The 25,918-nt window shown below is 44.5% G+C and carries 25 protein-coding genes and 1 riboswitch; of the genes, 7 read left to right on the forward strand and 18 right to left on the reverse strand.

Going from position 1 to position 25,918, the window contains the following annotated elements; translation table 11 throughout:
* Positions 1 to 27: 27 nt before the first annotated feature.
* The 8 genes from MHB37_RS30525 to MHB37_RS30560 form a co-directional block, all read right to left on the reverse strand.
* Positions 28 to 246, reverse strand: a complete 219-nt coding sequence (locus tag MHB37_RS30525) for a hypothetical protein (RefSeq protein ID WP_036682196.1) — start codon at positions 244 to 246, stop codon at positions 28 to 30.
* Positions 247 to 313: 67 nt separating this feature from the next.
* A complete protein-coding gene (locus MHB37_RS30530; RefSeq protein ID WP_248548928.1) occupies positions 314 to 1,669 on the reverse strand; it encodes an MFS transporter in 1,356 nt (451 codons plus the stop codon).
* Between the two features lie 92 nt (positions 1,670 to 1,761).
* Positions 1,762 to 2,796: a sugar diacid recognition domain-containing protein gene (locus tag MHB37_RS30535; RefSeq protein WP_076181893.1), complete on the reverse strand. Its 1,035-nt coding sequence runs from the start codon at positions 2,794 to 2,796 to the stop codon at positions 1,762 to 1,764.
* Between the two features lie 109 nt (positions 2,797 to 2,905).
* On the reverse strand, positions 2,906 to 4,057 hold the full coding sequence (locus MHB37_RS30540) for a glycerate kinase (RefSeq protein WP_076124101.1): 1,152 nt from the start codon (positions 4,055 to 4,057) through the stop codon (positions 2,906 to 2,908).
* 33 nt (positions 4,058 to 4,090) lie between these two features.
* Positions 4,091 to 5,389: a GntP family permease gene (locus MHB37_RS30545; protein WP_036682204.1), complete on the reverse strand. Its 1,299-nt coding sequence runs from the start codon at positions 5,387 to 5,389 to the stop codon at positions 4,091 to 4,093.
* Between the two features lie 211 nt (positions 5,390 to 5,600).
* Entirely contained in the window at positions 5,601 to 6,920 is a 1,320-nt protein-coding gene (locus MHB37_RS30550; protein ID WP_036682206.1) for a nucleobase:cation symporter-2 family protein, read from the reverse strand.
* A complete protein-coding gene (locus MHB37_RS30555) occupies positions 6,914 to 7,528 on the reverse strand; it encodes a xanthine phosphoribosyltransferase (protein ID WP_076181891.1) in 615 nt (204 codons plus the stop codon). Before MHB37_RS30555 ends, MHB37_RS30550 begins: the two co-directional genes overlap by 7 nt.
* A 168-nt stretch (positions 7,529 to 7,696) precedes the next feature.
* Positions 7,697 to 7,800, reverse strand: a riboswitch (purine riboswitch).
* A gap of 160 nt (positions 7,801 to 7,960) precedes the next feature.
* The gene (locus MHB37_RS30560; protein WP_076191638.1) at positions 7,961 to 8,908 is read right to left on the reverse strand and encodes a sugar-binding transcriptional regulator; all 948 of its coding nucleotides are present in this window, start codon (positions 8,906 to 8,908) and stop codon (positions 7,961 to 7,963) included.
* 196 nt (positions 8,909 to 9,104) lie between these two features.
* On the opposite strand from MHB37_RS30560, the gene MHB37_RS30565 reads away from it, so the two are divergent.
* The 4 genes from MHB37_RS30565 (at position 9,105) to MHB37_RS30580 (ending at position 13,064) form a co-directional block, all read left to right on the forward strand.
* Positions 9,105 to 10,073 (forward strand): Gfo/Idh/MocA family protein, encoded by a 969-nt coding sequence (locus MHB37_RS30565; RefSeq protein WP_076191635.1) that lies wholly within the window; start codon positions 9,105 to 9,107, stop codon positions 10,071 to 10,073.
* Positions 10,074 to 10,202: 129 nt separating this feature from the next.
* Positions 10,203 to 10,745 (forward strand): hypothetical protein, encoded by a 543-nt coding sequence (locus tag MHB37_RS30570; RefSeq protein ID WP_081387818.1) that lies wholly within the window; start codon positions 10,203 to 10,205, stop codon positions 10,743 to 10,745.
* A gap of 209 nt (positions 10,746 to 10,954) precedes the next feature.
* Entirely contained in the window at positions 10,955 to 12,163 is a 1,209-nt protein-coding gene (locus tag MHB37_RS30575; protein ID WP_076191630.1) for an MFS transporter, read from the forward strand.
* A 58-nt stretch (positions 12,164 to 12,221) separates the two neighbouring features.
* Positions 12,222 to 13,064 carry an aldo/keto reductase gene (locus MHB37_RS30580; RefSeq protein WP_076181884.1) on the forward strand — a complete coding sequence of 281 codons (843 nt, stop codon included), beginning with the start codon at positions 12,222 to 12,224 and terminating at the stop codon, positions 13,062 to 13,064.
* 4 nt (positions 13,065 to 13,068) lie between these two features.
* Here MHB37_RS30580 and MHB37_RS30585 read toward each other — a convergent pair whose 3' ends face one another.
* The 4 genes from MHB37_RS30585 to rlmN all read right to left on the reverse strand — a co-directional run bounded on the left by MHB37_RS30585 (position 13,069) and on the right by rlmN (position 16,294).
* Complete coding sequence (locus MHB37_RS30585) at positions 13,069 to 13,998, reverse strand: AEC family transporter (RefSeq protein WP_076222382.1); 930 nt, start codon at positions 13,996 to 13,998, stop codon at positions 13,069 to 13,071.
* Between the two features lie 156 nt (positions 13,999 to 14,154).
* Positions 14,155 to 14,634: a transcription elongation factor GreA gene (greA, locus tag MHB37_RS30590; protein ID WP_036682220.1), complete on the reverse strand. Its 480-nt coding sequence runs from the start codon at positions 14,632 to 14,634 to the stop codon at positions 14,155 to 14,157.
* A 222-nt stretch (positions 14,635 to 14,856) separates the two neighbouring features.
* The gene (locus MHB37_RS30595; RefSeq protein WP_036682221.1) at positions 14,857 to 15,144 is read right to left on the reverse strand and encodes a DUF6509 family protein; all 288 of its coding nucleotides are present in this window, start codon (positions 15,142 to 15,144) and stop codon (positions 14,857 to 14,859) included.
* 79 nt (positions 15,145 to 15,223) lie between these two features.
* Positions 15,224 to 16,294: a 23S rRNA (adenine(2503)-C(2))-methyltransferase RlmN gene (gene rlmN, locus MHB37_RS30600; protein WP_076181880.1), complete on the reverse strand. Its 1,071-nt coding sequence runs from the start codon at positions 16,292 to 16,294 to the stop codon at positions 15,224 to 15,226.
* 155 nt (positions 16,295 to 16,449) lie between these two features.
* Here rlmN and MHB37_RS30605 point away from each other — a divergent pair, with 155 nt between their 5' ends.
* On the forward strand, positions 16,450 to 17,508 hold the full coding sequence (locus tag MHB37_RS30605) for an endonuclease/exonuclease/phosphatase family protein (RefSeq protein ID WP_076191625.1): 1,059 nt from the start codon (positions 16,450 to 16,452) through the stop codon (positions 17,506 to 17,508).
* Between the two features lie 16 nt (positions 17,509 to 17,524).
* Here the strand turns inward: MHB37_RS30605 and MHB37_RS30610 are convergent, their stop codons facing one another.
* The 4 genes from MHB37_RS30610 to MHB37_RS30625 form a co-directional block, all read right to left on the reverse strand.
* On the reverse strand, positions 17,525 to 18,778 hold the full coding sequence (locus MHB37_RS30610) for a polysaccharide deacetylase family protein (protein ID WP_076191622.1): 1,254 nt from the start codon (positions 18,776 to 18,778) through the stop codon (positions 17,525 to 17,527).
* A gap of 5 nt (positions 18,779 to 18,783) precedes the next feature.
* Complete coding sequence (locus MHB37_RS30615; protein ID WP_076124118.1) at positions 18,784 to 19,506, reverse strand: hypothetical protein; 723 nt, start codon at positions 19,504 to 19,506, stop codon at positions 18,784 to 18,786.
* Positions 19,507 to 19,681: 175 nt separating this feature from the next.
* Positions 19,682 to 20,347 carry a glycosyltransferase gene (locus MHB37_RS30620; protein ID WP_341143665.1) on the reverse strand — a complete coding sequence of 222 codons (666 nt, stop codon included), beginning with the start codon at positions 20,345 to 20,347 and terminating at the stop codon, positions 19,682 to 19,684.
* Positions 20,348 to 20,481: 134 nt separating this feature from the next.
* Entirely contained in the window at positions 20,482 to 20,838 is a 357-nt protein-coding gene (locus tag MHB37_RS30625) for a nucleotide excision repair endonuclease (RefSeq protein ID WP_036682230.1), read from the reverse strand.
* 255 nt (positions 20,839 to 21,093) lie between these two features.
* Between MHB37_RS30625 and MHB37_RS30630 the strand changes: the two genes are divergently transcribed.
* Positions 21,094 to 22,584 carry a peptide MFS transporter gene (locus MHB37_RS30630; protein WP_076191619.1) on the forward strand — a complete coding sequence of 497 codons (1,491 nt, stop codon included), beginning with the start codon at positions 21,094 to 21,096 and terminating at the stop codon, positions 22,582 to 22,584.
* A 67-nt stretch (positions 22,585 to 22,651) separates the two neighbouring features.
* Here the strand turns inward: MHB37_RS30630 and MHB37_RS30635 are convergent, their stop codons facing one another.
* Both MHB37_RS30635 and MHB37_RS30640 read right to left on the reverse strand, forming a co-directional pair.
* A complete protein-coding gene (locus MHB37_RS30635; protein ID WP_076132753.1) occupies positions 22,652 to 24,067 on the reverse strand; it encodes a hypothetical protein in 1,416 nt (471 codons plus the stop codon).
* Positions 24,068 to 24,230: 163 nt separating this feature from the next.
* Positions 24,231 to 24,983 carry an SDR family NAD(P)-dependent oxidoreductase gene (locus tag MHB37_RS30640; protein ID WP_038573803.1) on the reverse strand — a complete coding sequence of 251 codons (753 nt, stop codon included), beginning with the start codon at positions 24,981 to 24,983 and terminating at the stop codon, positions 24,231 to 24,233.
* A gap of 187 nt (positions 24,984 to 25,170) precedes the next feature.
* Between MHB37_RS30640 and MHB37_RS30645 the strand changes: the two genes are divergently transcribed.
* Positions 25,171 to 25,812, forward strand: coding sequence for a TetR/AcrR family transcriptional regulator (locus tag MHB37_RS30645; RefSeq protein ID WP_076181870.1), 642 nt, complete (start codon positions 25,171 to 25,173; stop codon positions 25,810 to 25,812).
* Positions 25,813 to 25,918: the final 106 nt, after the last annotated feature.

Here is a 25,918-nt window from a genome sequence, read left to right on the forward strand (position 1 = left end):
GTAAGGTTCTCCTTCCCTGATGATCTTCTATCCCTCAGTGTGCATCGGAACAAGCAAAAGCTCCAGCTTGCCCTCATCCACATTCAGTCGTCCTTCAACCGCCTCATATTCCTTACTGCCCACCACTATATAATTGACATGTTCAAGTGCAGTTATCATATTCATGCTCCACGTACGCTCTTCAATCACTCGTAGATCACCTTCTGGCATTTTTTCGATTAAAACTACACTCATCCCGTTATCCATTATTACCATTCCTTCCTTATATCTGCTATAGCATCTGATACGTTTTTATCACCTTTTCGTTTCAGTTCTAAGCTTGTATAGATTGCCCAGCATTACTTTTGGAATAAGAACGTCTATATAAAAGGAGAACTCCTAACGAACACAAGCTGACAAGGAGCAACAGTCCGTATACATGCTCATAGGCTTTTGCCGGCGCAAGATCACGCTGAGCATGCAGCAACAGCCCACAGACCGCAACAGATACAGAACCTCCAAAAAACTGAATCAGTTGTAAAAGCCCCATACCTGAACCAATCCAAGTTCGCGGAAGAACCCGAGAAGCTTCATTATTTAAGGATGCCATTGTCGCCGAGAAGGCCGGAGAGAAGCAAAGATAACCAAGCAGAAGAACTACAGGAGATACAGAAAGGTTCAGCGCAAATGCAGCCATAACAGCGGCAAGAATACAATGCCCTATGATTAAGAAGCGCAAGTTGCCATACCGGTCAATAAAACGTCCAACAAAACGGGTAAGAAATGCAGATAATAACGCACCTGGTGCGATAAACAAACCAATCATCAACGCGGATTTACCAAACAGATTAGCGAGCACAAGCGGCATCAGGAACAAATTCCCCAAGTTCAGCACCAGAATACAAAAGCCTATGGTAACTAGCTTCAAGTATCCCGGCATTTTTAGCAGCTGCGGGTTAATAAAGGATTCCTTCGCCTTCTTCAAATACCAAGCGTGCACGATAATAGACACTACGCCCACTGCCAACCATACCAGAGATTGGGTAGTTACGGCTACCAGCAGACTTGCCGCATTTACTACGGTCAGCGCCGCCCCAATAACGTCAAAGCTTGCAGGCTGCGGCTGTTCCTTAGGTAATAAACGCAGTAGTACTGGCAATACAACAAGCACAAGGCAAGTAATTCCGAATAACCCGTTCCAGCCAAAATACTGACTGATGACACCACCAAAAATCGGGCCCAAACCAAAGGCCATTGCACTCCCTGCGGAGATCATGGCGATAGCCGCACCACGTCTTTCAATAGGCACATAACGGCTAGCCAGTACGAGACCCAATCCAGCCATCGCACCCGCGCCAGCAGATTGTACTATTCTCGTTATCAATAATGTATTAAAGTCATGCGCAAATAATCCAAACACTGAGGCCAACCCAAGAGTAATTAAGCCAACGGTCAAAAGTCTCCGAATCGGCACAACGTCTGATAAGCGGCTATAAATAACCGTCGATAAAGCATATCCAATCGAATAGCTCGAAATTACCCATGAACCTAGATCAGCAGAAATTTGGAGATCCTGAATAATGGTTGGAAGTGATACATTAAACATCGTTGTGTTCATCACTACGATAAAAAGGCACACGGTCCATAATGGCATGACTACTTTATCATTCATTACTACTTTCTCATTCATTCCTATCCATCCCTGTCCTAATTTATCTATACAAGCTTATCTAAGTTTATGCCTATAAAATCAGGATGGCAATTGGAATAGGGGGATTTAGACTACTTACGCCACATCAATCCGCACAACAATTCAAACAACTCCATGTAGTTGCGTGGATTTTTGCCCGTTAATGTATGAATGCGATTAAGCCGGTAGTTCAGTGTATTTCGGTGAATATTCAGCTTCTGTACAGTACGATTATGGTCCCCATTCTCAGCAATAAATACTTGCAGTGTTTCAATCAGGCCTGTCTTATCGCCCGACTGATCCAGTAGAGCATAAATCGTCCCGGGCCGTTCTGCCCCGTCATAGGAGAGATGAATTAAGAATCTTAGTTCTTCATAAGTGTACAGTATCTTGAGCGGGTCGACTCTACTACCAACACTAATCGCCGCCTGGGCCTGTTCAAGTGAATAAGCAGCTAACTCCTCTGCTTCGCCAGAACCTATTCGCCCCACATTCGCACATGAATTTAGTTTTCCTATGAGCTCTTTATAAAGAAAAACATCCGTTATAAAAAAAACCGCCTTATCATTCTCCAAATTCCAGTAATGTGGATAGGACCTAAATACATTTTTGAATTCTTTTCCGTTCACATCGCCTTCCACTAGGATCGCCCAGCATTTTTTCTTAAGATCAAGCCCATAGCTGCCCGCCCGTTCCAGAAACTCAAGATCATATGCTTCTTTACGATAAGACAATTCATGATAAAATTTCACACGTTTTACTCGCTCATCCTGTTCCAGCTTGTTCCTTGCTTCCTGCTCAATAAGTAATATAGTAGTGACTCTGACCAGCTTACTAAACGGCCTAACCTCATCTGGATGTCCCGTAATACCTACCACACCCAAAACTTTATGATCTATAATAATGGGTTCATTCACCCCCGGCTTCATGCCGCTGCCATCCTCGTACACTTCAAAGACATGCCCACTTTGAATGGCTATTCTCGCTCCCTCATGTAAGGTTCCGACCCGTTTCAGATCTCCGCTTCCTACAATAAAGCCGCTCTCATCCATAACATTAATGTTATAAGGAACTACGCTCATCATTTCTTGTGCTATTTGTCCTGCGAGTGATTTCGATATCTTCATGTCTGTACCTCCTGTCCCTTTATATTCTACTCAGAAAGCTTCTACCTTAAAAAAGAAAAAAGGGGCTGACTCCGTTCAGTCAGCCCCTCTATCACTTTGTATAATTCAATCAGCTTCCTTGGTTCAGCATGACTAACCTAGCCACATTCTCAGCCGTTCTTTCCAAATTCTCTTGCCCTTTATTCAAAGCATCCTCCAATGAAGATGCACCTGGCATGATCCCAAAAATAGCATCAATCCCTTTATCATACAGCACTTCCGTCTGATCGCCGATCCGTCCCGCAAAGGCCAGCACAGGTTTATTATATTTCTTAGCGACCTCAGCAACGCCAAGCGGGGTCTTGCCATATTGAGTCTGGAAATCGATGCTTCCTTCCCCGGTCCACACCATGTCCGCCTGCTGCACTTTTTCTTCAAGTCCAGTATAGTCGATCACAAGCTCAATGCCCTTTTTTAATATTCCGTTTAAGAACACCACCAGTCCTGCCCCAAGGCCACCCGCTGCACCAGCACCAGGCATATCTATAATATCGAAACCCAATTGCTCTTTGATGACACTCGCATAATGATGCAGATTGCTGTCCAGCTGTTTGATCATATCCGAAGTAGCCCCTTTTTGCGGACCAAATACATTGGAAGCCCCGGTCGGACCACATAATGGATTCGTAACGTCGCAGGCCACTTCAACCTGTACATCCTTAAGGCGAGGGTCAAATCCACTCAGATCAATACGGGCTAATCTGCCGAGCTCACCACCACCAAACAACAGCTCATTGCCTTCGGCATCCAGCAGCCTGCCGCCTAATGCCTGCACCATCCCGGCGCCTCCGTCATTGGTGGCACTGCCACCGATACCGATCAGCAGCTTGCTGACCCCACGATCCAGACATGCTTTGATTAATTGTCCTGTCCCGTAGGTAGTTGTAATCAACGGGTTACGTGTCTCTGGGGATACCAGCTGAATGCCACTCGCACTAGCCATTTCCAGCACCCCTGTCAGCCCGTCTCCTGTGATTCCGTAGGATGCGCTAACTTCATTGCCCAGTGGCCCTTTAACTTTTGTTATATATACTGTACCTTCCGTTGCATCGACCAAGGACTGCATCGTTCCTTCGCCGCCATCTGCCATGGGTACATGAATACAAGTAATATTAGAATTTACTTTATGAATGCCTTTTTCCATGGCTTCACAAGCTTCTTTGGCTGTCATGCTTTCCTTGAAAGAATCCGGTGCCAATACGATGACAAAGTCTTTATTCATAGAATATCCGTCCCTTCTAGTTGCAAATATAAATTATAGGATGAAGCCGTATAATATAGTGGCGACGATAGCCATCGTCAGACCCACGAGACTTTCATAAGGAATCAGTGACATCCGGTCCTTAATGTTCATCTTAACGGAATCAGCGGTCACGTGGAAGAAGTTACCGTGTGGCAGATGGTCAATGACTGTAGCCCCGGTGTGCACCATAATTGCTGCATTTAGCGGCGCTGTGCCCATCGAAAGAATAGCGGGACCAAATGATCCGGCAGCCACGATAGAAGCCGTAGAGGTTGATGCTGTAGCAGCCGCCATCAGGATCCCTGCAATTGGCGCAAGGAACGTTCCGGAAATCCCCATAGCCGTTATTGCATCTACAACAGTAGCACTCAAATCCGATTTTGAGATAATACCAGCGATAGCACCAGCACCAATCAGGATAATGGCTGTACCTGTCATTTTATTTAACCCTGAGGTTGTAAAAGAAATGATGTTCTTCGTTTGTTTCATAGCAATCAATCCAATAATGCCGGCAAGAGGCAAGATGATCATAGAATCGACTTTAAATGATTTCAGCAATTCAATATTTAGAATATTTCCGATTGGGTTAATGGCTAGAAGTAAAATAGCGACAACTGGAGCGACGATGGCACGGCCAAAGCTAGGTTTAACCTTAGTACTGTCTTCCTCTTTAGTTACAACGTCGCCCTCTGCAATTTTCACACCTTTGTTGACCAGCAGATTAGCAATAATAACAGTGACAATCAGACCCGCAACGGCTGGGATGAATCCATGAATCATGACCTGAGCCAAATCTACATCAAAGCCTTTAGCTACGGCAATGGTGTTCGGGTTCGGTGAAATAATGTTACCGGCTTTACCGCCACCGACCAGTGCGAGCAGCAAAGCGGTTTTGGAAATGCCGATCTTCTTACCTACGGACAAAGCGATTGGAGCGACAATAATGATAGCGACTGTGATGAATACGCCTACCGCTGTAATAATCATAGTTGCCAGCGCTATAGATAATAACGCTTTCTTTTCGCCAAGCTTATCTACTATGGTCTCGGCCATTCGTTCGGCTGCCCCTGATTCAATCAATACCCCGGCCAGCACACCGGCTGCGAGAACACGTACAACTGCACCCATAACACTATTCGTTCCGTCGATGACATATTGTACTGTCTCTGCAATGGATGCCCCGCCTAATATCCCTCCGGCAATCGCGCCTAAAAAAAGTGCGTAGACCGGGTTAACCTTTTTGAAAATCAATACGACGGCCAGAATCAATCCCGCAATCGCGCCCATCCAGTTAATTACTGTGCCTTCCATCTCTAGTTGCCCCCTAGTATAAGAATTTGACACTATACAGTGTGTAATTTGATAACGCTTTCTAAACTGAGTATACTGCGCTTACAAACCCAATAATATTGACGGGACAACCTATTTTTTTGTGCATATGCACAAGCTCTGAGCATGAGAAAAAGACCAAGCTTAGGTTTCAGCACACCAGAGCTTGGTCTTTTAACATGAATTAGACGTATTAAGAAACTTGAGTTTCTTTCGTTAGAACAGGGGCAGCAGGATCTTCTGCCAGAACATTATCCTTTGTCTTCGAGAGGAAGATATTCAGCACAATCGCTGTAAGGGAACCGGAGACGATACCGTTTTGCAGCAGCATCCGAGCGAATTCAGGCAATTGATCGAACATTGCAGGTACAGTTGCCGAACCCAAACCAACAGCGATACTACAAGCGGCAATCAGCAGATTACCATCCTTACGCAGATCTACCTCTGACAGAATCGACATCCCGGAAACAGCAACCGATCCGAACATCACGATCATCGCTCCACCCAGTACGGCATTGGGAATAACTGTTGTCAGAGCCGCCAATTTAGGCAGTAGTCCAAGCACAACCATAATCCCACCGGCTGCAAAAATAACATTCCGAGTTTTGACCCGAGTCAGCGAGACCAGACCTACATTTTGCGAAAATGCTGTGTACGGAAATGCATTAAAGATCCCGCCCAGCATAATCGCCAAACCTTCCGAACGCAGCCCGTTTACGATCTGCTTTTGTTCCACTTTCTGATCCGTCACTTTACCAATCGCAAAGTAAACACCTGTGGACTCCACCATACTAACAATATTAACAATGATCATAGTGAAAATAGCCGTAAGATTGAACTGAGGCCATCCGAAGTAGAAAGGCTGTGCAACACTTACCCAAGAGGCTTCACCTACTGTAGAGAAACTAACAATGCCCATTCCATAAGCAATAATTGTACCCACTAAAAGACCTATCAAGACAGAGACCGAGCGAAGAAATCCTGTAGTAAAACGGTTAACCGCTAAAATGACCAGCAGCGTGATCAGTGCAAGCAACAAATTGCGGGGATTCCCAAAATCAGCGCTGCCTTCTCCGCCAGCTACGCTATTCATAGCTACAGGAATAAGAGATAACCCAATAATGGTCACGACTGAGCCCGTTACTATCGTTGGGAAAAACCTCAGTAGCTTCCCATAAAGGGGGGCCGCCAGTACCACGAATAAACCAGATAAAATAATTGCTCCGTACACCGTCGCCAAATTGTTGGCACTGCCGATAGCGATAATCGGCCCTACTGCCGTAAAGGTACATCCAAGAATAACCGGCAGCCTGCTGCCAAAATACTTAGTGCCCATAATCTGCAGCAAAGTAGCTAACCCGCAAGTAAACAAATCAGCTGCGATAAGATAGGCCATTTGGGTGGCATTCAGGTTCAACGCGTTCCCTACGATCAGCGGAACAACAACTGCTCCGGCATACATCGCCAGTACATGCTGAAATCCTAACGCAAATACTTTTTTCTTGCTTAACATCTCGCACTCTCCTTGATTGGCTCTTTTGAACTTTCATTATCAATGAAGTGAATTTCACCTGGTGACATAGATGTGATCCGGGCTAAGGCATGGACTTCTATCCCTCTATCCTCGAGTAGACTCCGGCCTTCTTGGAAACATTTTTCAATCACACAACCAACGCCAAGGAGCTCAGCGCCAGCCTCTTTCACGATATCAACCAGTCCAACAAGAGCAGCACCAGTAGCCAAAAAGTCATCTACAATAAGCACCTTATCACTTGGTCCGATATATTTTTGCGAGACACTAACCATATAATCCTCTTTGCGTGTAAAAGAATGTACCGGCGCGGAATAGACCGCTTCAGATAAGGTCACTGCTTTCTTCTTCTTCGCATATACAAACGGTACGCCTAAGGCGATGGCCGTAGCCATGGCAAATTGAATGCCACTCGCTTCAATAGTGATGATTTTAGTGATAGGCAAATGTCCGAACAACCGCTTGAACTCCTGTCCAATTTGTAAGGCAAGCTCCGTATCCACCTGATGATTCAGAAATGAATCTACCTTTAGTACCGTATCTGATAAAATAAGACCCTCTTGTCTGATGCGCTCTTGAAGTACCTTCATAGTAAACTTGATCTCTCCTTCTGAATTAAAAACAAAAAAAGGACAAATCCCTTGAGTCGTTTCTCTCAAGTGAATTTGTCCTTCTGGGTTTTTGTCCCTTAGTGGTGTAACACTGCATAGTGTCCGCATCGCTCGGTCCAGTCCTTCCATAGTCAGGAAGCGGAACCCTAGATGCGCTATTTCACTCATAGTCGGATAATTACAGTGGTTATCCGGTAGAAACTTATGGGCCATATTCCCAAGATTATATGAGTTGACAAGCAAATATAAGGATAATGTATAATGTGAAACTTATATTTTTATAAATGTTCAATATGAATACCTTGTATATCTTACACGCTCTGTCTGGTGCTTACAAGCAAAATTTTAAGCAATTTGCATGCCATTTTCAGGTTATTTTCACGAAATTCAATTGTTTACATTTAGTAGTTGCTACTCCAATATCTTCTGCGCTGTTTCTTGGGTCGTTACAAGTACATTCATATAACCCCCATTTAGTGCCCCAAGGATCCCCGTTACCTTCTCAAGTGACTCCGCTACACCAATCGAATACCGTGCTTGCTTAATTTGCTCCAGCTCAATGGTCAGTGTTCGATCCGATATTCCGGTATGCACGGGAATCCCGTTGCCATCATAGAATCGTGAACAGATATCACCAGCGACCTTTCCATTCTCCAGCTCAGCAATCACTGCATCACCATAAAAACCGCGCCACGCCTCTTCCCCTTTCGTTGCCGGCGATCCGATGCCGAACACAGCGATATCCAGATGGTCCCACGCCTTGGCAATGGTCTGATAATACTGCGAATTCATCAGTTGATCTCTAGTTTCCTTTTGCTCCGTGATCGCTGGAACATCAATCATTAACGAGCGCGCACCCCATTTTAGAGCAGCTTGATAACAGATGTTATTTACATGGTACCCGCTCTCCATCTTTCCTGATGGGCCGCCGACCGTAGGTACACAGGTTACAAAAGGTCTCTGGGCTTGTGTTAGGCTTTCTACGACGGCAGCTAAGCTGCTTCCCCAAGAAAATCCAATCGTATCTTTCGGGAGAAGCACTTGCTCGAGCCATCTCGCACAGGCTTGTCCTATAGCTTTGCGTTTAATCGTGCTGGACTGTGCAGGATCTACCTCCACAACAATGGCTTCCCGTAGCCCGAACCGCTCCTTCAGCTCCTGCTCCAATGTAAAATGATCGCCAGTATCGTAATTAATAGTTATTGTAACGATCCCTTCTTCACGTACCCTCTTTAGCATCCTGCTGATGGTGGTACGATATATACCAAGTTGGCTGGAGATATCACTCTGCGTTAAATTCTGTTCATAATACATTTGTGCTATTTTAATAAGCAGCTTCTTATCTTCTTTTCGATCCATGTTACAACGCCCCCGCGTATTCAACAGTTTGACGGATTTAGACCCCCCCGCTATACTGTAGACGATTGTTTTGCACATTTATTATTATATTGCACAAATGTGCTTAATATCAAAACTTTTATGAAGATGAATGGATCAGATGGAATCAAGGTATCTCTAAATAAAAACAAAAAATCAAACAAGTGAGGTGCTGGAAATGAACCCTTTAAAGTGGGCAATTGTCGGTCCAGGAAGTATAGCTGCCGAATTTGCGGCTGCGCTGAATGAAACGGGAGGAACGTTGTATGCGGTTGGGTCGCGAAGCTTGGAGAAAGCACAACAATTCGCTAATCAATATGGAGCCACGAAAGCTTATGGCAGTTACAGTGAAATGCTGCAAGATCCTGCAATTGATGTAGTGTACATCTCTACGCCACATAGCAATCATTATGAATACATCATTGAAAGCTTACAGAATAACAAACATGTTCTCTGCGAAAAAGCAATCACGGTGAACAGCAAACAACTTCAAGAAGTCACCCGACTTGCCGCTGAAAAGGATCTGGTTGTGGCCGAAGCTATGACCATCTACCATATGCCACTGTATAAGAAACTGCGGCAGCTCATTGATGACGGCATCATCGGGCGCCTCAAAATGGTGCAGGTCTCCTTTGGCAGCCATAAAGAATATGATGTGAACAACCGTTTCTTCAGCAAAGATCTGGCGGGCGGAGCACTGCTGGATATTGGGACATATGCGCTGTCCTTCACAAGATTCTTCCTGTCCAAACAGCCCCATGAGATTCTTACTACGGTAAAACAATTCGAGACAGGAGTGGACGAGCAATCCGGTATTATTCTTAACAATGCGGCAGATGAAATGGCGGTAATCTCCCTTACAATGCGCTCCAAAATGCCTAAACGGGGGGTGGTTGCAGGAGAGCTCGGATTTATTACCGTAGACAATTTCCCGCGGGCCAGCAAAGCCACCATTCAATATTTGGATGGCACAGTAGAGACGATTGAAGCTGGAGATACAGCCAAAGCTTTGCAATACGAGATTGAAGATATGCAGCGGTATATTGCAGATAAAAGCCATAAAGAGACCCTCAACCTCTCCTTGGATGTCATGGACATTATGAGCAATGTCCGGGAACAATGGGGGATCAAATATAGCTTTGAATAAATAAACCGTTTAGTAGGCAGCTAACTTAGGCAAATGATTGTTTTTCGAGGTAGATCGCCCGTATTCATCACTTATTCCCCCCATCTGCATTAATGTTAATGAAGTCAAAGTATGGGAGAGTGAATATGGGTGGCCTATAAAAGAGACCGGATCGTTGTCATTATTCAAAAAGGAAAACGGCGCATAATTACAAGGACCCCCCTCCACGGAGTGGACAGATTAGTCTTTGTCATCAACAATCAATATACGAACGCCCCCAACACTACACAAATTGCAAGCGGTGCAGGGCGCAGCAGCGCAAGCGGCAATAATGCCGCCATTGCTTCTCCCTATACACGCCAACAACAAAGTATCGGCGCAGGCGGTGATGCGACTAACCTAGGCAGCGGGGGCTACAAACGCGGCAAAGCTAAGCCCCTCTTATTATATCCGTATCGCAAAGAAGTTGTGGTCGTTATCAATACCCAGACGGTTAAACTGCCTAAACGGAGCCAGAATGCCTCCGCAACTCAGGTAGCAAGCGGAGGCGGAACGTTCAGCACCGGTGGAACAAACTCCGCTATTGAAAGCCCAGGAACAAGACAGCAGCAGGCGGTTGGTGGAGGATCGGGTGGGCACGCCACTAACAAAGGCACAACTAAACGGCGCCACCTTAAACAACGGTCTCGTTAACCCTATTGGGACTATATAACAAGCATAGCAAAAAGCATGGGCAAACCTGACGAGATCAGGGTGCCCATGCTTTTTGCGGTTTGGCGAGTTGCGCTATAGGTACTTTTTAGTACCTATAGCACTTTAAAGTACGTACTATACTTAATGGACAGATCTCTTCATAATAGCACTTACCGGCCGGTGATTAACACAGCGTAGGAGTGAAAGAAATGTCCTTAGATAAAAAAAGAAGCACCTTGGCGCTCTTAGCTCTAGCCATTAGTGCCTTTGCGATTGGTACCACTGAGTTTATCAGTGTGGGGCTGCTGCCTCTAATCGCCACGGATCTGCATATACCGGTAACCACAGCCGGGTTGACCGTTACTTTATACGCTTTAGGAGTAACTTTTGGCGCACCCATCTTAACGTCGCTAACCACGTCGATATCGCGCAAAACCTTACTGCTAAGCATTATGATCGTCTTTATTATCGGCAATAGTCTTGCGGCGGCTGCGGACGGAATTACATTGCTGTTAATCGCGAGAGTAATTTCCGCTCTGGCCCATGGCTTGTTCATGTCGATTGCTTCGACTATTGCCGCCGATCTCGTGCCTGAGGATCGTAAGGCCAGTGCCATTGCCATCATGTTCACTGGACTTACAGTAGCTACTGTTACTGGCGTTCCGCTAGGTACGTTCCTTGGCCAACAACTCGGCTGGCGTGCTGCATTTGTTGCTATTATTGCTATCGGGCTTATAGCACTCATCGGCAATCTGATCCTTGTTCCTTCATCCGGGCTGCGCAATGGCACCCATACACCCCTTCGTGAGCAAGTTAAGCTGGTCACCAATGGGCGTTTACTGCTTGCCTTCGCAATTACGGCTTTGGGCTATGGGGGCACATTTGTAGTCTTTACTTATTTATCACCCCTTCTGCATGAGATCAGCGGCTTCAAAGAGAATACAGTCGCTGTAATCTTGCTTGTATACGGCATTGCGATTGCCATCGGGAACGTGATTGGAGGTAAAGCCGCCAACCGCAAACCGATGAATGCTCTATTCTATATGTTCGCAGTCCAAGCTGTCGTCTTATTTGTCTTAGCTTTTACCGCACCTTATAAGGTTGCCGCACTGATTACGATCTTCTTTATGGGACTGTTAGCTTTCATGAACGTGCCCGGCTTGCAAGTACATGTCGTTACGCTTGCAGATCGATATGCGCCAAGTGCACGAGATGTAGCTTCTGCATTAAATATTGCTGCTTTTAACGCTGGTATTGCCATTGGTGCGTACCTTGGCGGCATCGTCACAGATCATATGGGACTGATTCATACCACTTGGGTAGGTGCCATCATGGTTCTGTCCGCTGTATTACTAACGGCATGGAGCCGTGCTCTGGAGAAGAAAGATGAGGCTCCTCTCCAGACTAAAGCTGCTTAAAGAGCAGTCCATTAACAACCCAAACAAACTTTTAAATATCTTAGGAGGTTACTTTATTATGGCTCAACATCTACAGGATACAACTACATTACACAACGGTGTAAATATGCCTTGGCTAGGGCTTGGCGTATTTAAAGTGGAAGAAGGCGCAGAACTGATACAAGCGATCAAATCCGCTATTAGACACGGTTACCGCAGCATTGACACTGCCGCAATTTATGAGAATGAAACAGGCGTGGGACAAGCCATCCAAGAGGCTCTGCAAGAGAACAGCTTGTCCAGAGAAGAGCTTTTCGTAACCTCAAAGGTCTGGACCGCAGATATGGGCTACGAAGAAACCATTGCCGCCTACGAGACTAGCTTAGCTAAACTCGGACTTGAATACCTGGATCTGTACCTTATTCACTGGCCTGTAAAAGGAAAATATAAAGAGTCTTGGAGAGCGCTTGAAACGTTGTATAAAGAGGGCCGGGTAAAAGCCATTGGGGTCAGCAACTTCCAGATTCACCATCTTGAAGATGTACTGAAGGATGCTGAGATTAAGCCGATGGTCAATCAAGTTGAATTACATCCTTATTTGAATCAGCAAGAGCTGCTCGACTTCTGCAAAGAGCAAGGAATCCAATTAGAAGCTTGGTCTCCGTTAATGCAAGGTCAATTGTTCGATCAGCCTGTACTGAAACAAATTGCCGCCAAACATGACAAATCCGTCGCTCAGGTTATTGTCCGTTGGGACCTGCAACGTGGGATTATCACCATTCCTAAGTCTACTAAAGAACACCGGATCATCGAAAATGTAGACGTGTTTGATTTCAAATTATCTGACGAGGATATGACTCTAATTAACTCTCTCAACCAAGATCAGCGGGTAGGTCCAGACCCAGATCATTTTGATTTCTAAGGGATTACGCACCTTGCACTAACACTATAAGCACCGGCAACACGAGAAACGAAGCAAGCGTCGTCCACAAAATACATTTGGATACCAGCTCCGGTGAGGCATTAAAACGCTCGGCTAGCACGACGGCGTTGACGGCAACTGGCATAGAAGCCAAAATCAGCAGCACAGAGAACAAGGTTCCGGTAATTTGCAGGATCGATAATCCGAGGTAAGCCACTAGCGGCGCTAAGATTAATCGAATCGACAGCCCAGTCCAAAAAGTAGACTGACCCTTGCGTGCGGATGGCATGTTTCTCACTTTAACCATCTGTGCGCCAAGGATCGCCAGTACCACCGGTGAATATCCTCCAGCTACCAAGGCAACCCCTGTAGCCACCTCTGCAGGCAAATGCAGGCCAAAGATACGGAGAAGAAGGGCCAACAGAGCTGCGTAAATGGCAGGAAGTGAAAAGACCGATTTTACTGCATTTTTTACCGAGAACTGAGATCTTGCTGCAAAATAAACGCCTATCGTATTCACGATAATCATTTGTCCGATCACATATACAGAGGCCTTATCGAGACCAAGCTGTCCGAAAGCTAGCAACACCAGCGGAAGTCCATAATTCACGCTATTCGTAAACGTTGAAATCAAGGTCAGACCGGATACTTCGGATGGATCTAGCTTCAATAATTTGCCGACTATATTCGCAATCGCCCATAAGAAGATTAGATTTAGAAGCGAAAAGGCGAGCGTCTTATAAATATCATTCATGGATATCTCGGCAGTAGCCAATGTATTTAAAATAATTGCCGGCGTTAAAAAGTATAGATAAAGCGTCAATAACGGCTTCGTATCCAGATTCTTAAACCGCCCAAGTAGCGCACCCACGATCACAGGAATGGACAAAGGTACGATGACTTGGTATAACGTCGATAACACACTTTGGATCATGAATAGAACTCCTCTGCTGTAGGTTACTTCAAACTATAAGCGCAACAGCACAGAACGTCTAAGATATGAAATCAATATACCTCATAGCCAAAACCTATCATACCAGCAAAAAAGCTCCCAACCCTTACAAAGGGTTGGGAGATTTTCGGTATATTGTTACATCATTTTGATCTCAAGCAACTCATATTTAATGATGCCCATCGGTGCATTTACACTAACAATATCGCCGACCTTTTTACCCAGCAATTCCTTGCCTAGCGGGCTTTCATAGGAAATCTTGTTATTAAGAACATCTGCCTCAGCAGCTCCAACAATTCTATATTCGATCTTCTCCGAATATTCGATGTCATTCAGAATAACAATACAACCCATACTAACCTTTGACAGATCCATTTGGCTCTCATCCACGATCTTGGCTTTGGTCAACATTTTCTCCAGAATCATAATACGAGTCTCCATGAACGATTGATCGTCCTTGGCCGAATGGTACTCACTATTTTCCTTCAAGTCTCCATAGCTGATCGCCAATTTAAGCCGTGCGGCCAATTCCTTACGCCCTGCGCCTTTCAATTCCTTCAGCTCTTCCTCTAATTGAGCCAACCCTTCTTTGGTCAAGAACACTTCTTCATTAGACATGTATACAACTCCTATTTTGGATGCTTTATAATATTTTAACCGATATATCCCAAACTTGCGAAAGATCTTACAAGAAGAAACAACATTGTCGTCCTTAAAGGACGACAACCATTTCTCGTAGAAATATAAAGATACTTTAAAGTACAAAACATATAAATGCTTATATTTTAAAAAAATCCCTGCCACAATGGAACATTGGGCAAGGAGGTCAATGCTGCTTAATTATTCTGGCAAATGCTCTTTACAAAAAAGGAGTAACGCTTCTTCCTCGTCCTCTTCCATATCGAAATCGAGCAGTTGACCTGAAGTTGTCTCCTGTAGATCATAACTTACGATGCTGACTTGATCTTCATCCACCTTAATAATCGCTCTAGCGGATACTCCGTTCTCTACATACAGCTCATCATCCTCTGGAACGTCCAGTTGAACGACAAATTCATACCGTTTACCGGTTAGTATACCGAAAGGATCTTTTACATTCTCCACATTGTAGCCCGTAAATGTCAACATAACTCAATCAACCTCTTTTCCTAATACCTGCCACGTCATTGTATCACAAAAAGTAACATATTGTTGTCGAGGTAGTCCGTCAAGCCATGGCTTTGGATTTCTTGATTTGTTTGCTTCGCAGCTGTCCGCAGGCAGCATCAATATCCACACCATGCTCCAGACGAGTGCTTACGCTGACACCCTGCTTCTTCAAGGTATCAAAAAAGGCCCGCACCGTCTCCCGCTCGCTTCTTTGATATTGGCTGTGTTCATCCACCGGGTTATAAGGAATCAAATTCACATTGACGAGTGGGCGTCGATCGCCAATCAGCTCGGCCAGTTCAAGCGCATGCTCTCTGCCGTCGTTTACATCCTTCATCAGAATGTATTCCAGCGTAATTCTCCGCTTGGTTTTCTCCAAATAATAATCTATAGACTCCATTAGCTTCTCTATTGGAATGGCCTTGTTAATCTTCATGATCTGCGTCCGCAGTTCATTATTAGGGGCATGCAAAGAAACCGCCAGGTTCACCTGCGTATTCGCATCCGCAAATTCAACGATTTTGTTAGCCAATCCGCTCGTTGATACGGTAATCCCTCTACCCGCAATTGCTAGTCCCTTGTGATCTTTGACAATCGCCAGGAAATCGAGCAGGTTCTTGAAGTTATCGAATGGCTCGCCAATGCCCATCACTACGACGTGACTGACCTTTTGATCCAGGTTCGCCGTATCCAGATGCTGCTGGACCTTCATAATCTGCTCCACAATCTCTCCGCTGGAGAGATCCCGGCTCTTCGCCAATAGCCCACTTGCACAGAAGCTGCAGCCGATATTGCAGCCCACTTGCGTGGTTACACATACAGACAAGCCGTATTTCTGTCTCATAAGCACGGTCTCGATCAGGTTGCCATCCTTTAGACGGAACAGGAACTTAATCGTTCCATCCGCAGATTCCTGCTTCACATGTTCTTCCAAGGTATGAATGACAAAATTCTGCTCTAATAATTCTACACAATCTTTATTTACATCGAGCATTTCCGAAAAGTCTGTAATCCGCTTCCGATAAAGCCAATCCCAGACCTGCGTAGCCCGAAACTTTTTATGTCCACGTTCTAACAGCCATGCCGCCAGTTGATCAAAAGTTAATCCATAAATGGATTCTATATTCATTCGTTATCCTCTTTTCAAAACGTTAAAGTTCAGACCATCACTACTCATTGTCTCAAATTTTTTTTATTAAAACAAGGGGAGTTATTGGGTTGTGTCGAAGTTTACACCATTAAAGTCTGTTCTATGAACATGTATCTAAGGAGCGATGGAATCATATGGGTTCAACAAGAATAAAAGCAATCAGCCTCACCCTTCTAGCTGCCGTTCTAATCCTTGGCGGTTTTTTAGTGTATATTACTCTCACTGACTATAAACCACAGGAGATTACTACACTTACTGTAAACAATAATCCGCAGCAAGTAATGAAGCAGGGAGAGTCCTTTTCTGTAACTACCTTTAATATTGGCTACGCCGGGTTGGATAAAGGCCAAGATTTCTTTATGGATGGCGGAACAAAGTCACGCTCAAGCAGTAGGGAACAAACGAAGATAAACCTTGAGGCCGTAGCGTCCCTTATGACAGTTACAGACTCGGACCTGTTCATGCTGCAGGAGGTCGACATCGATTCTTCCCGTAGCAACGGTATAGATGAAGTCTCTTACTTGTCGAATAAATTCGCTGATTACAGCAATGTTTTCGCGACCAACTACAAGGTACCTTGGGTACCGCTTCCTGTTCTTGATCCGATGGGCTCGGTGAACAGCGGTTTATTAACTTTATCCCGTTTTAACAGCACAAGTAATATTAGATATGATCTCCCGGGCAAAGAAACCTGGCCTCGCCAACAATTTGATCTCGACCGTGCTTTTGTGGAGAGCAGGTTCCCCGTTGATAATGGAAAAGAACTGATTCTAGTCAATCTTCATTTATCAGCCTTTGACCAAGGCGGAACGATTCGCAAACAGCAATTGGAGTATTTATCGGCTTATATCAAGAAGGAGAATGACAAAGGGAATTACCTCATCTTAGGGGGAGATTGGAACCATTCCCTTCCGGGTACAGCTCCTGATGCTTTCGAGACAACGCAGGATTGGCCGCAATGGCTGCAAGAATTCCCTGAACATTTTCAACAGGGCTTTCAGTGGGCTGTAGATGCCAAGGTACCCTCCGTCCGGACGCTCGATGTTGCCTATTCAGAAGGTGTGAATTTCCGCGCAGTGATTGATGGCTTTCTAGTCTCACCAAACGTCAGCATAAGCGGCGTACAGGGTCATGAGTTATCCTTCGAACACAGTGATCACAACCCTGTAACAGCCACTTTTATTCTGCAATAACATGGATTCTCTGATTCTATTTAAAAACAACAAATTTCAGGTTTTTCTCTTGGAAATACTTAATGATAGCGGGCAAAGCTTCTACAGTAATCTTCTTTTCGTGAAATAGATAGACTCCGCCGGACGGATCGGCATGATGAACATATTGAAGAATATCCTCTGGGTTCTTGACGTTCCAATCCTCGGGATCACGATTCCACAATAATACCTTCATCTGCTGTTCCGTCACCTTGGCGGTTAACTTGTCATTGATCGCCCCATATGGCGGCCGAAAAATAGTAATCGGTGATTGTGTAATTTGCTCCAGCGCCTGATTAGTCTTCGCCAAGTTAATCCGGTTCTCCTCAACGCCATTAGCAGTCATTTTGCTATGATCCCACGAATGACTCCCAACCGACATCTTATGCTCATTAGCATACCTAACGGCTTCCGCATTATGAGCTACCTTATTCCCAATGAATAAAAAGGTGGCAGCCACCTTATGTTCTACTAGAATATCTACGATCTCTTTCGTATACTTTGACGGTCCATCATCAAATGACAAGGCAACATAACCCTTCGGCAAACTATACAAAAATTCATTCTCGGGTAATTCATACTTTTCGTACGGTAATGTCTGTTCTTGAGGAGGGACTGAAGGTTCTGGTGTAGGCTCAGCTTGCTGGTTATGAACCGATATCGTCTGCGCTAGGGTAACGAACGGTACCGAAAGTAATGGCTCAGAGTCGGCCCCTAATACGGGTTCCTCCAGCGCTTCAGCACTATCTACGAGTTGTCCATCCATTCGCAGAGGTAACACAAATATCAAACAAGCGAACATGAGACACAGCAGTGCAACCAGTCCAATTCGTTTGGTCTTCTTTCTGCTTATCCTATGCCCTGGTTCTGTAGAGGGAAGCATGGTCTGAACTACCCTCTCCTCTTCTACTTGAGGATAGTCCTGCTGCTTTAATTGAAGAAGTTGGGTTACATAATTTTCAGAACAGGCAAAATACAATGTTTCGCTGTAAGCTCTGTTCATTATAATCAGCGTGCTGTAGTAACTATTCCGAAACGGATCCCACTTCGGATACAGCGACAATCTCATTCTCCCTCCGGAAAAGGGACCTAGCGCCTTCAATTGTTCGTATGTAAATTCATCTATGGTGAGCTTGCTTCTTGCGTACCCAACATTACGGGTTAGACCTACCTCAATCTGATAACCGGCCTGTTCATGCTCAAGCGACAGTAACTCAATCATTAGAATGGTGTCCGGTTCCTTAGATGCCATGAATCCTATGTATCTCCGTTTCCATCGTTTCGATCCGTCAGACTACTGCCACTCCCAAAAGGAACCGTCATCCGATTGGTGAAATCGCTGATCATACCCGAGAGATACGCCTTTTCTTGGCGAATCGTATCGTACTTTTGTTTTAGATGTGCATTCTCAATCTCAACCCGTCCGATTTTCTCTTCCAGATCATTCATCTTTTTGAGTTTCTCTGCATGGGCTTCGTTATGTTTTTGAATCAGATTTACATATTTTTGCTGCTCCAGCTCAATGGTACTCTTCAATTCCTCAATCTCAGCTGTGAGCGTAGTTTGAAGCTCCCGGTAATCCTCCAGCACTTGATCGACCTTCAAATTTCTCTCAATCAACTTATGCTCAAGCTCGCGGACATTCTTTTCTCTTTCCTCAATAACCTTATTGAGGTTCTTCATATCCCGGTTTAAGCGCTCCACATGACTGCTGGAATGGGTTAACCGATCCTGAAGCTCATTAATATTGGTCTCCGCATGTTGTCTGGCCTGAATAATCTGCTCCACGGAGAAGATCAAATCGAGTGATTTTTTATCAAGCTGAGCTTTGCCTGTAGTAACCAATCCAGCTAAAGTCTCGTCCGAGGTCTTTTCTTCTATTTCTTCGACCTGTTCATCTAATAATTGTACCTTTTGAACCATATCCGACTTGGATTGCTTATCCACTGAATCTTTCTTTTTAAAAAAGGGGGAAATCATCGATTTTATCACCTCAATTATAAAAAAATGTCAAAAAATGTCGAGTGCCCACGAGTCTATTATAGTTTACTTATCTTGTATGTAAGTGAGCCTTTATATCTAACTTTCTGAAATGCACCTAAAGACCTATTCTCTTCTGCAAAATAAAAAAAGCACCCCTTCGGGTGCTTTGATTTCAATTGAATTTATCGGGAAATTGTTTGATCAATCCCTCGGTTAAGATATCTGCGAACATGATCATATGTTCCAGCCCTTTATCAAATGCGGCAATTTCGGCATCCCAATCCTTTTTAACTCTAGCTGTCACGTCATCAGTAATCAATTCCAGATGTTCATGAAGCATTTCCTTTAATTGTTCATAAGAATATTTGGGGTTCTGGCTACTAAGAAACTTGGCAATGTCATCAGCGTTGGCATACCACTCTTTATTGTATTTTTCCACATCGGCCTGATTTCCAGCCTTTACAGCACCTAGAACTTTTCCGGCAATAAGAATATGCTCCCGCAATAATTGAGCCAGCTTATCTCCAACTGCCTCACCGTAATACGGTTTAAAGACATCCCCTATGTCCTGCTGATTCTGTAACAGCCTTGCCAGTACCTCATCCTTGTCCTCAGAATCTGCAAAGGCGCTAACAATGTAGTTCTTTGTCCATACCACATGATCGATCCATAACTTCCTAAGATTATCCTTAAGCTCAATTACGGAGGGGGTTAAGCATTGCTTGTGGGAGCTCTTTTTCTCTTTAGCTGCTGCAGCATCGGCAATTGTAGGTGTAACACTTACAACCAGAAACATACACAATAAGGTTAGCTTCAACATCAAATACTTATTTTTCAATATGACCTATCTCCTTGTGAACAGTGATGGATTTGAATATCTTGTATATTGTGCACCTTTACTTCCATTTCATTCGCAACTATTCTCAGAACACAAAAAAGCACCATCACGTGGACGGTGCCTGGGTCTTACTTTTATCTAAACATCACTTTATCTACGTTGTATTTAGATTTCAGTTCATTAATGATATAGGTTTCATAGATCTCTCTATGAACTGGACTTTCGATCAAACACACATCAATTCTGGTGACCTCGTCCCGATGTTGCTTGATGTCAGATACGGTGTCTTCAAAATGTTTTTTAATTCTTGGTCTTAGCTTTCTCGCTTTACCTACAAACAACAACTCATCCTGATCATTGTAGAACATAAAGATACCGCCGTAATCTCTCGGAATCAGGTGAAAGTCCGTAAATCCGTAAATATTGCTTAACTGCGGGTTAATTTGTTTAGTAATACTAACATCCGCTTTTGGAATCGTTATGTTGATCATTAGCTCACGTCCTCTTTCTATATAGGAGTAAATAGTATCATAAATCGCTAAGTAAGACCATTCAATCTGGCGCAGTCAAATAAATACAATAAAAGCAAGTTCGATTGATCTAATGGAAATATCACTAAAAATTATGGCATTATTCAAAACCTTCCTGCCCAAGGGTTGCGGTCTTAGACAGTAGAGGATTATAAATAAAATAGAGGCGTTTGCATCATGATATATAGATATTTGTCATCTAGGAGGATTTGATTCATGGCAGTAACAGACCGGCAAAAAATAGTAGATAGCGTCCCGCAAAAGGGTTTCTTCGGACATCCTAAGGGACTTTTCACCCTTTTCTTCACAGAATTTTGGGAGCGTTTCTCTTATTATGGCATGCGAGCTATCCTTGTCTACTACATGTATTATGAAGTGAGCCAAGGCGGTCTCGGATTACCTGAAGATATGGCACTTTCTATTATGTCTATCTATGGATCGCTTGTATATATGTCAGGGATCATCGGAGGCTGGCTTGCGGATCGGCTCCTCGGGACTTCGAGGGCTGTTTTCTACGGCGGCGTTTTAATCATGTTCGGGCATATACTACTGGCTATTCCAGGCAATACCACATTGTTTTTTGCTTCGATGGTTTTAATCGTACTCGGAACGGGTCTACTGAAACCCAATGTTTCAAGTATTGTCGGCGAAATTTATAGCGAGCAGGATAACCGCCGTGACGCTGCCTTCAGCATTTTTTATATGGGCATCAACCTGGGAGGATTTCTCTCCCCACTAATTGTTGGCGCAGTAGGCATGAATAATTTCCATCTTGGTTTCTCGATTGCCGCAGTCGGAATGTTTATTGGACTAGTCGTTTATATTATGACTCGCACAAAAAATCTGGGTCTGGCCGGTACGATTGTACACAACCCTATTCCTGCAGATCAGAAGAAAAAGATCTTTACTTGGATTGGTGTAGGATTAGTTGTACTTGCGATTTTGATTACGATCGGCATTCTTACCGGAGTGCTTACCTTTGAAACATTAATAAAAATAGTAGGGGTATTAGGCTTACTTATTCCTACGATGTATTTCATTATGATGTACCGCAGTCCCAAAACAACAGCCGTTGAACGGTCAAGAATTCTCGCATACATTCCTTTATTTATCGCATCGATTATGTTCTGGGCGATTCAAGAGCAGACTTCCACAGTTCTAGCTAGTTTTGCTGATAAACGGACCCAACTGGATTTTGCAGGTTTACACATTTCTCCTGCTTGGTTCCAATCGCTTAACCCGCTGTTTATTATCACTCTTGCACCTATATTTGCCTGGTTGTGGTTAAAGCTCGGTAACCGTCAACCCTCGATTCCGCAAAAGTTCTCGCTTGGTTTATTGTTTGCCGGTTTATCCTTCCTGGTGATTCTAGTACCTGCTTATTTCGGTGGAGCTAATTCACTTGTGAATCCATTATGGCTGGTACTCAGCTATTTTATCATTGTAATCGGGGAGTTATGCTTGTCCCCTGTGGGCTTATCAGCAACGACCAAACTGGCACCGGCGGCTTTTACCGCTCAAATGATGAGTATGTGGTTCTTATCGAATGCCGCTGCCCAAGCAATTAATGCTCAGATTGTGAAGTTCTATACCCCGGATACCGAAATGATGTACTTTGGAGTAATTGGTGGAGTGGCCCTTATCCTTGCGCTTATCCTCTTCCTATTCTCTTCCAAAATTCAGAATTTCATGAAAGGGATACATTAAAGACATCCAAAGGCTGCCCGAGATCTTCTCGGCAGCCTTTTTTTAGTTTCCTATAGTTATCCAGCCTCTACACCAGAAACATGGCGACAATCGTCGTGACTACCAGCCCAATGAGTACAGGCTTAACATTCCGTCTCGCCAGCTCAAAGGGGCTTACTCCGCAAATAGCGGCGGCCGGAATCAATGCCCACGGAATCAGCGTGCCTCCACCTACCCAAATTGCAGCTACCTGACCCAGCGCAGTTAAAGTCGCCGCATCGGAATGTGTGGCCACCGCAAACAATTTCCCAATAGACCCGGCAAGTGAAATGCCCGAGAACCCTGAACCATCTAGGCCTGTAATGGCTCCGGTTATAGTTGCGGTCACAGCACCCACTGCGCCGTTCAGAGGAACGTTATGCGCTAGAGCGACCCCTAGATCATTTACAATCCCCTGAGATGCGGCGGGCAGCACCTTGCCGAATAATTCAGCAAACGCCGAATCCCCCAGATAGAAAAAAGCGGCAATCGGTATCACAGGACCAAATACTTTGAAGCCAAACGTAAGTCCATCAATCAGATAAGAGGTTACTTGCTCCAATCCTTTATTACGATGTGCCAACAAGGTTACTACAACCAGAATGAATACCGCAGTACCACCAACTAAGGCAGTTGCGTCTCCACCCTGCAAATCGAGCAGGAACATGCCTGCTACATCGGCTAAAAACAGGATGGGAATGGCGATGGCCAGCCATTGTTTCAATGCTGGATGAATCACCGCTGGATCTTCTGCCGTATCATTCTCTGCAGATAACGCACTCACGGCACTTTTCCCGGCAATAAGCCCGTCTCGCCAAGTTCCCTTCTTCTGATCTCTGCGCATCATCCAATACGCCGTTATCGTAGTCACCACGCCCATAACAATTACAAGCGGAACACTCGCCTCCATGACACTGGTCACCGGAAGTCCGGCCGCATCTGCTGTTAGTTTAGGTGCACCTTGAATAATGTAATCACCTGAGAGCGCAATCCCGTGGCCAAATAAATTCATTGCCATCGCCGCTCCAAGAGCCGGCAGTCCCACTCGAATGGCAACCGGCAGCAGCACAACCCCGATCAAGGCCACTGCGGGTGAAGGCCAGAAGAACCATGAGGTGACCATCATAATCAGACCGATCCCCCAAAAGGCTATGAACGGTGTGCGCAAAAAGCGGGTAAGTGGAGCAACCATGATTTCGTTAATCCCCGTGCGTGTTAATACCCGGCTCATGGCTACTATGATCGAAATAATCATGATCGTACCCATTAGCTCCTTGGTTGCATATACAAAAGAGTTGAATACACCTGTGACTGAACCACTGACGGTTTCCGTGGCTAACCACCCAAGTACAAAGATGCCCGCAATACAGATCATCGTTGTGTCCCGTCTCTTGATCAGAAGTGCCATTATAAATACGATAAATGCCAGATATACATAATGGAGCGCTGTTAACTGGATGCCCATCTCTGCACCACACCCTTCTCCTACTATCCGAGTGCTATATGGTATGCAGGGGTGTAGGCTAATGTTCAGTAGAAATGGGCCTAAAACAGCAAAAGAAGCCGTCCCGCGCGTAGAGAAAATCTACGTATGGGACGGCTTCTTAATGTTTCTTAATTAGAGATTATTATTTAGCTACAACTCCGCCATCAACCGGCAGCTCAACACCTGTAATGTAAGAAGCTTCATCAGAAGCCAAGAACAATACAGCTTCAGCTACTTCAGAAGCACGTCCAACACGTGGCAGCGCAGTCTGAGACATAAAGAAGCTATGCATTTTTTCGTTATTTACAAATTCAGCACTCATTGGGGTTTCGATAAATCCTGGGTGAACAGAGTTCACACGAATGTTATCTTTACCAAAGTCTACAGCCGCTGCTTTACTAAGCATACGAACTGCACCTTTTGAAGCTGTATAAGCACCAGCACCGCTGCTGCCAGTCAAACCTGCGATGGATGAAATATTAACGATGGAACCACCTTTATTATTCTTCATTTGAGGAACAACATGCTTCATGCCAAGGAATACGCTGCTCACGTTGATGTTCATTACTTTGTTCCATTGATCAACAGTGGATTCGAGCAATTGAACCGGGAATGAGATCCCTGCATTGTTTACCAAAATGTCGATTTTCCCGAACTTGCTAATCACATCTTCTACAACCTTGATCCAGTCTTCTTCGGAAGCCACATTATGTGCATAAGCTGCTGCTTGACCACCATTTGCTTCAATTTCCTTCACAACTGCTTGTACGGCAGCCTCGTTAATATCAGTGGCTACAACTGTAGCACCTTCTTTGGACAATAAAAGGGCTTCTTCACGGCCCATGCCGCTGCCTGCACCTGTAATAATTGCTACTTTATTAGTTAGACGATTCATAATTAGGTCTCCTCTATAATCATATTGTGATATAATATTTGAGTGATGATAGTCACACTATCACTGTGATATACATCATATCATTTTTACAAAAGAACTACAACCACTCCTTGCTTAATCCAATAAACGGTGGATATAATACTAATAATTGAAAATCCCAATCAAAAAATGGAAGGGTCTAGCCCTCATGAATCCTAAAACACGATACGAAAAAGAAAGATCCGATGGTAAGCAGCAACGATTAATTACGATCCTCGAATCCGCAGAACGAGTATTATCACAAAAAGGAATCGAAAAGTCGACGATGCAAGATGTCGCAAGCGAAGCCAATATCGGGATTGCGACGTTATTTCGCTATTTTCCCAGAAAAGAAAAACTCGTAGTGGCTGTAGCCACCCGAATGCTGGAGCCTATGCTCGATCATTTTAAATACGTAGCTGACTTGCCCCTTACTTGTCTTGAACAAATCGAGAAATTATTTGATTTCTTTATTCAGGATCAAAATCATCTAAGTATTATTTTTATGGTCAATTTCGAAAGCTACGCCTCACACTCAAGTGAACCTATTGAGGATGTTCTGAGCTTCAATGCACTCAACCGCAAAATTTGGCATGAATACTCCAGGATCATTCAAAATGGGGTAGAAGACGGCTCTATTCGTGCGGGTCTCCCCGTAAAAGAGACCTTAATTACGCTCATGAATAGCTTTGCCCTCTTTTCCAGAAAACTAACGATGAAAAAAAACATTCTCCTGCTGGAATCGGATCTAGACTCCGACGATCAGCTTGAGCTGCTTAAACAAATTTTTCTGGATCATTTAAAAGCCTAAAAAGCGCCAGTTTCCTTAGAAGGGGAACTTGGCGCTTTTTCTATAGTCAAACAAAAAGAGACATTTCCGAGGAAAATGCCTCTATCCAGATTCAAGTTGCGACCTA

It is taken from the genome of Paenibacillus sp. FSL H3-0286, from assembly GCF_045040705.1.
GTDB classification, from domain to species: Bacteria; Bacillota; Bacilli; order Paenibacillales; family Paenibacillaceae; genus Paenibacillus_AQ; species Paenibacillus_AQ odorifer.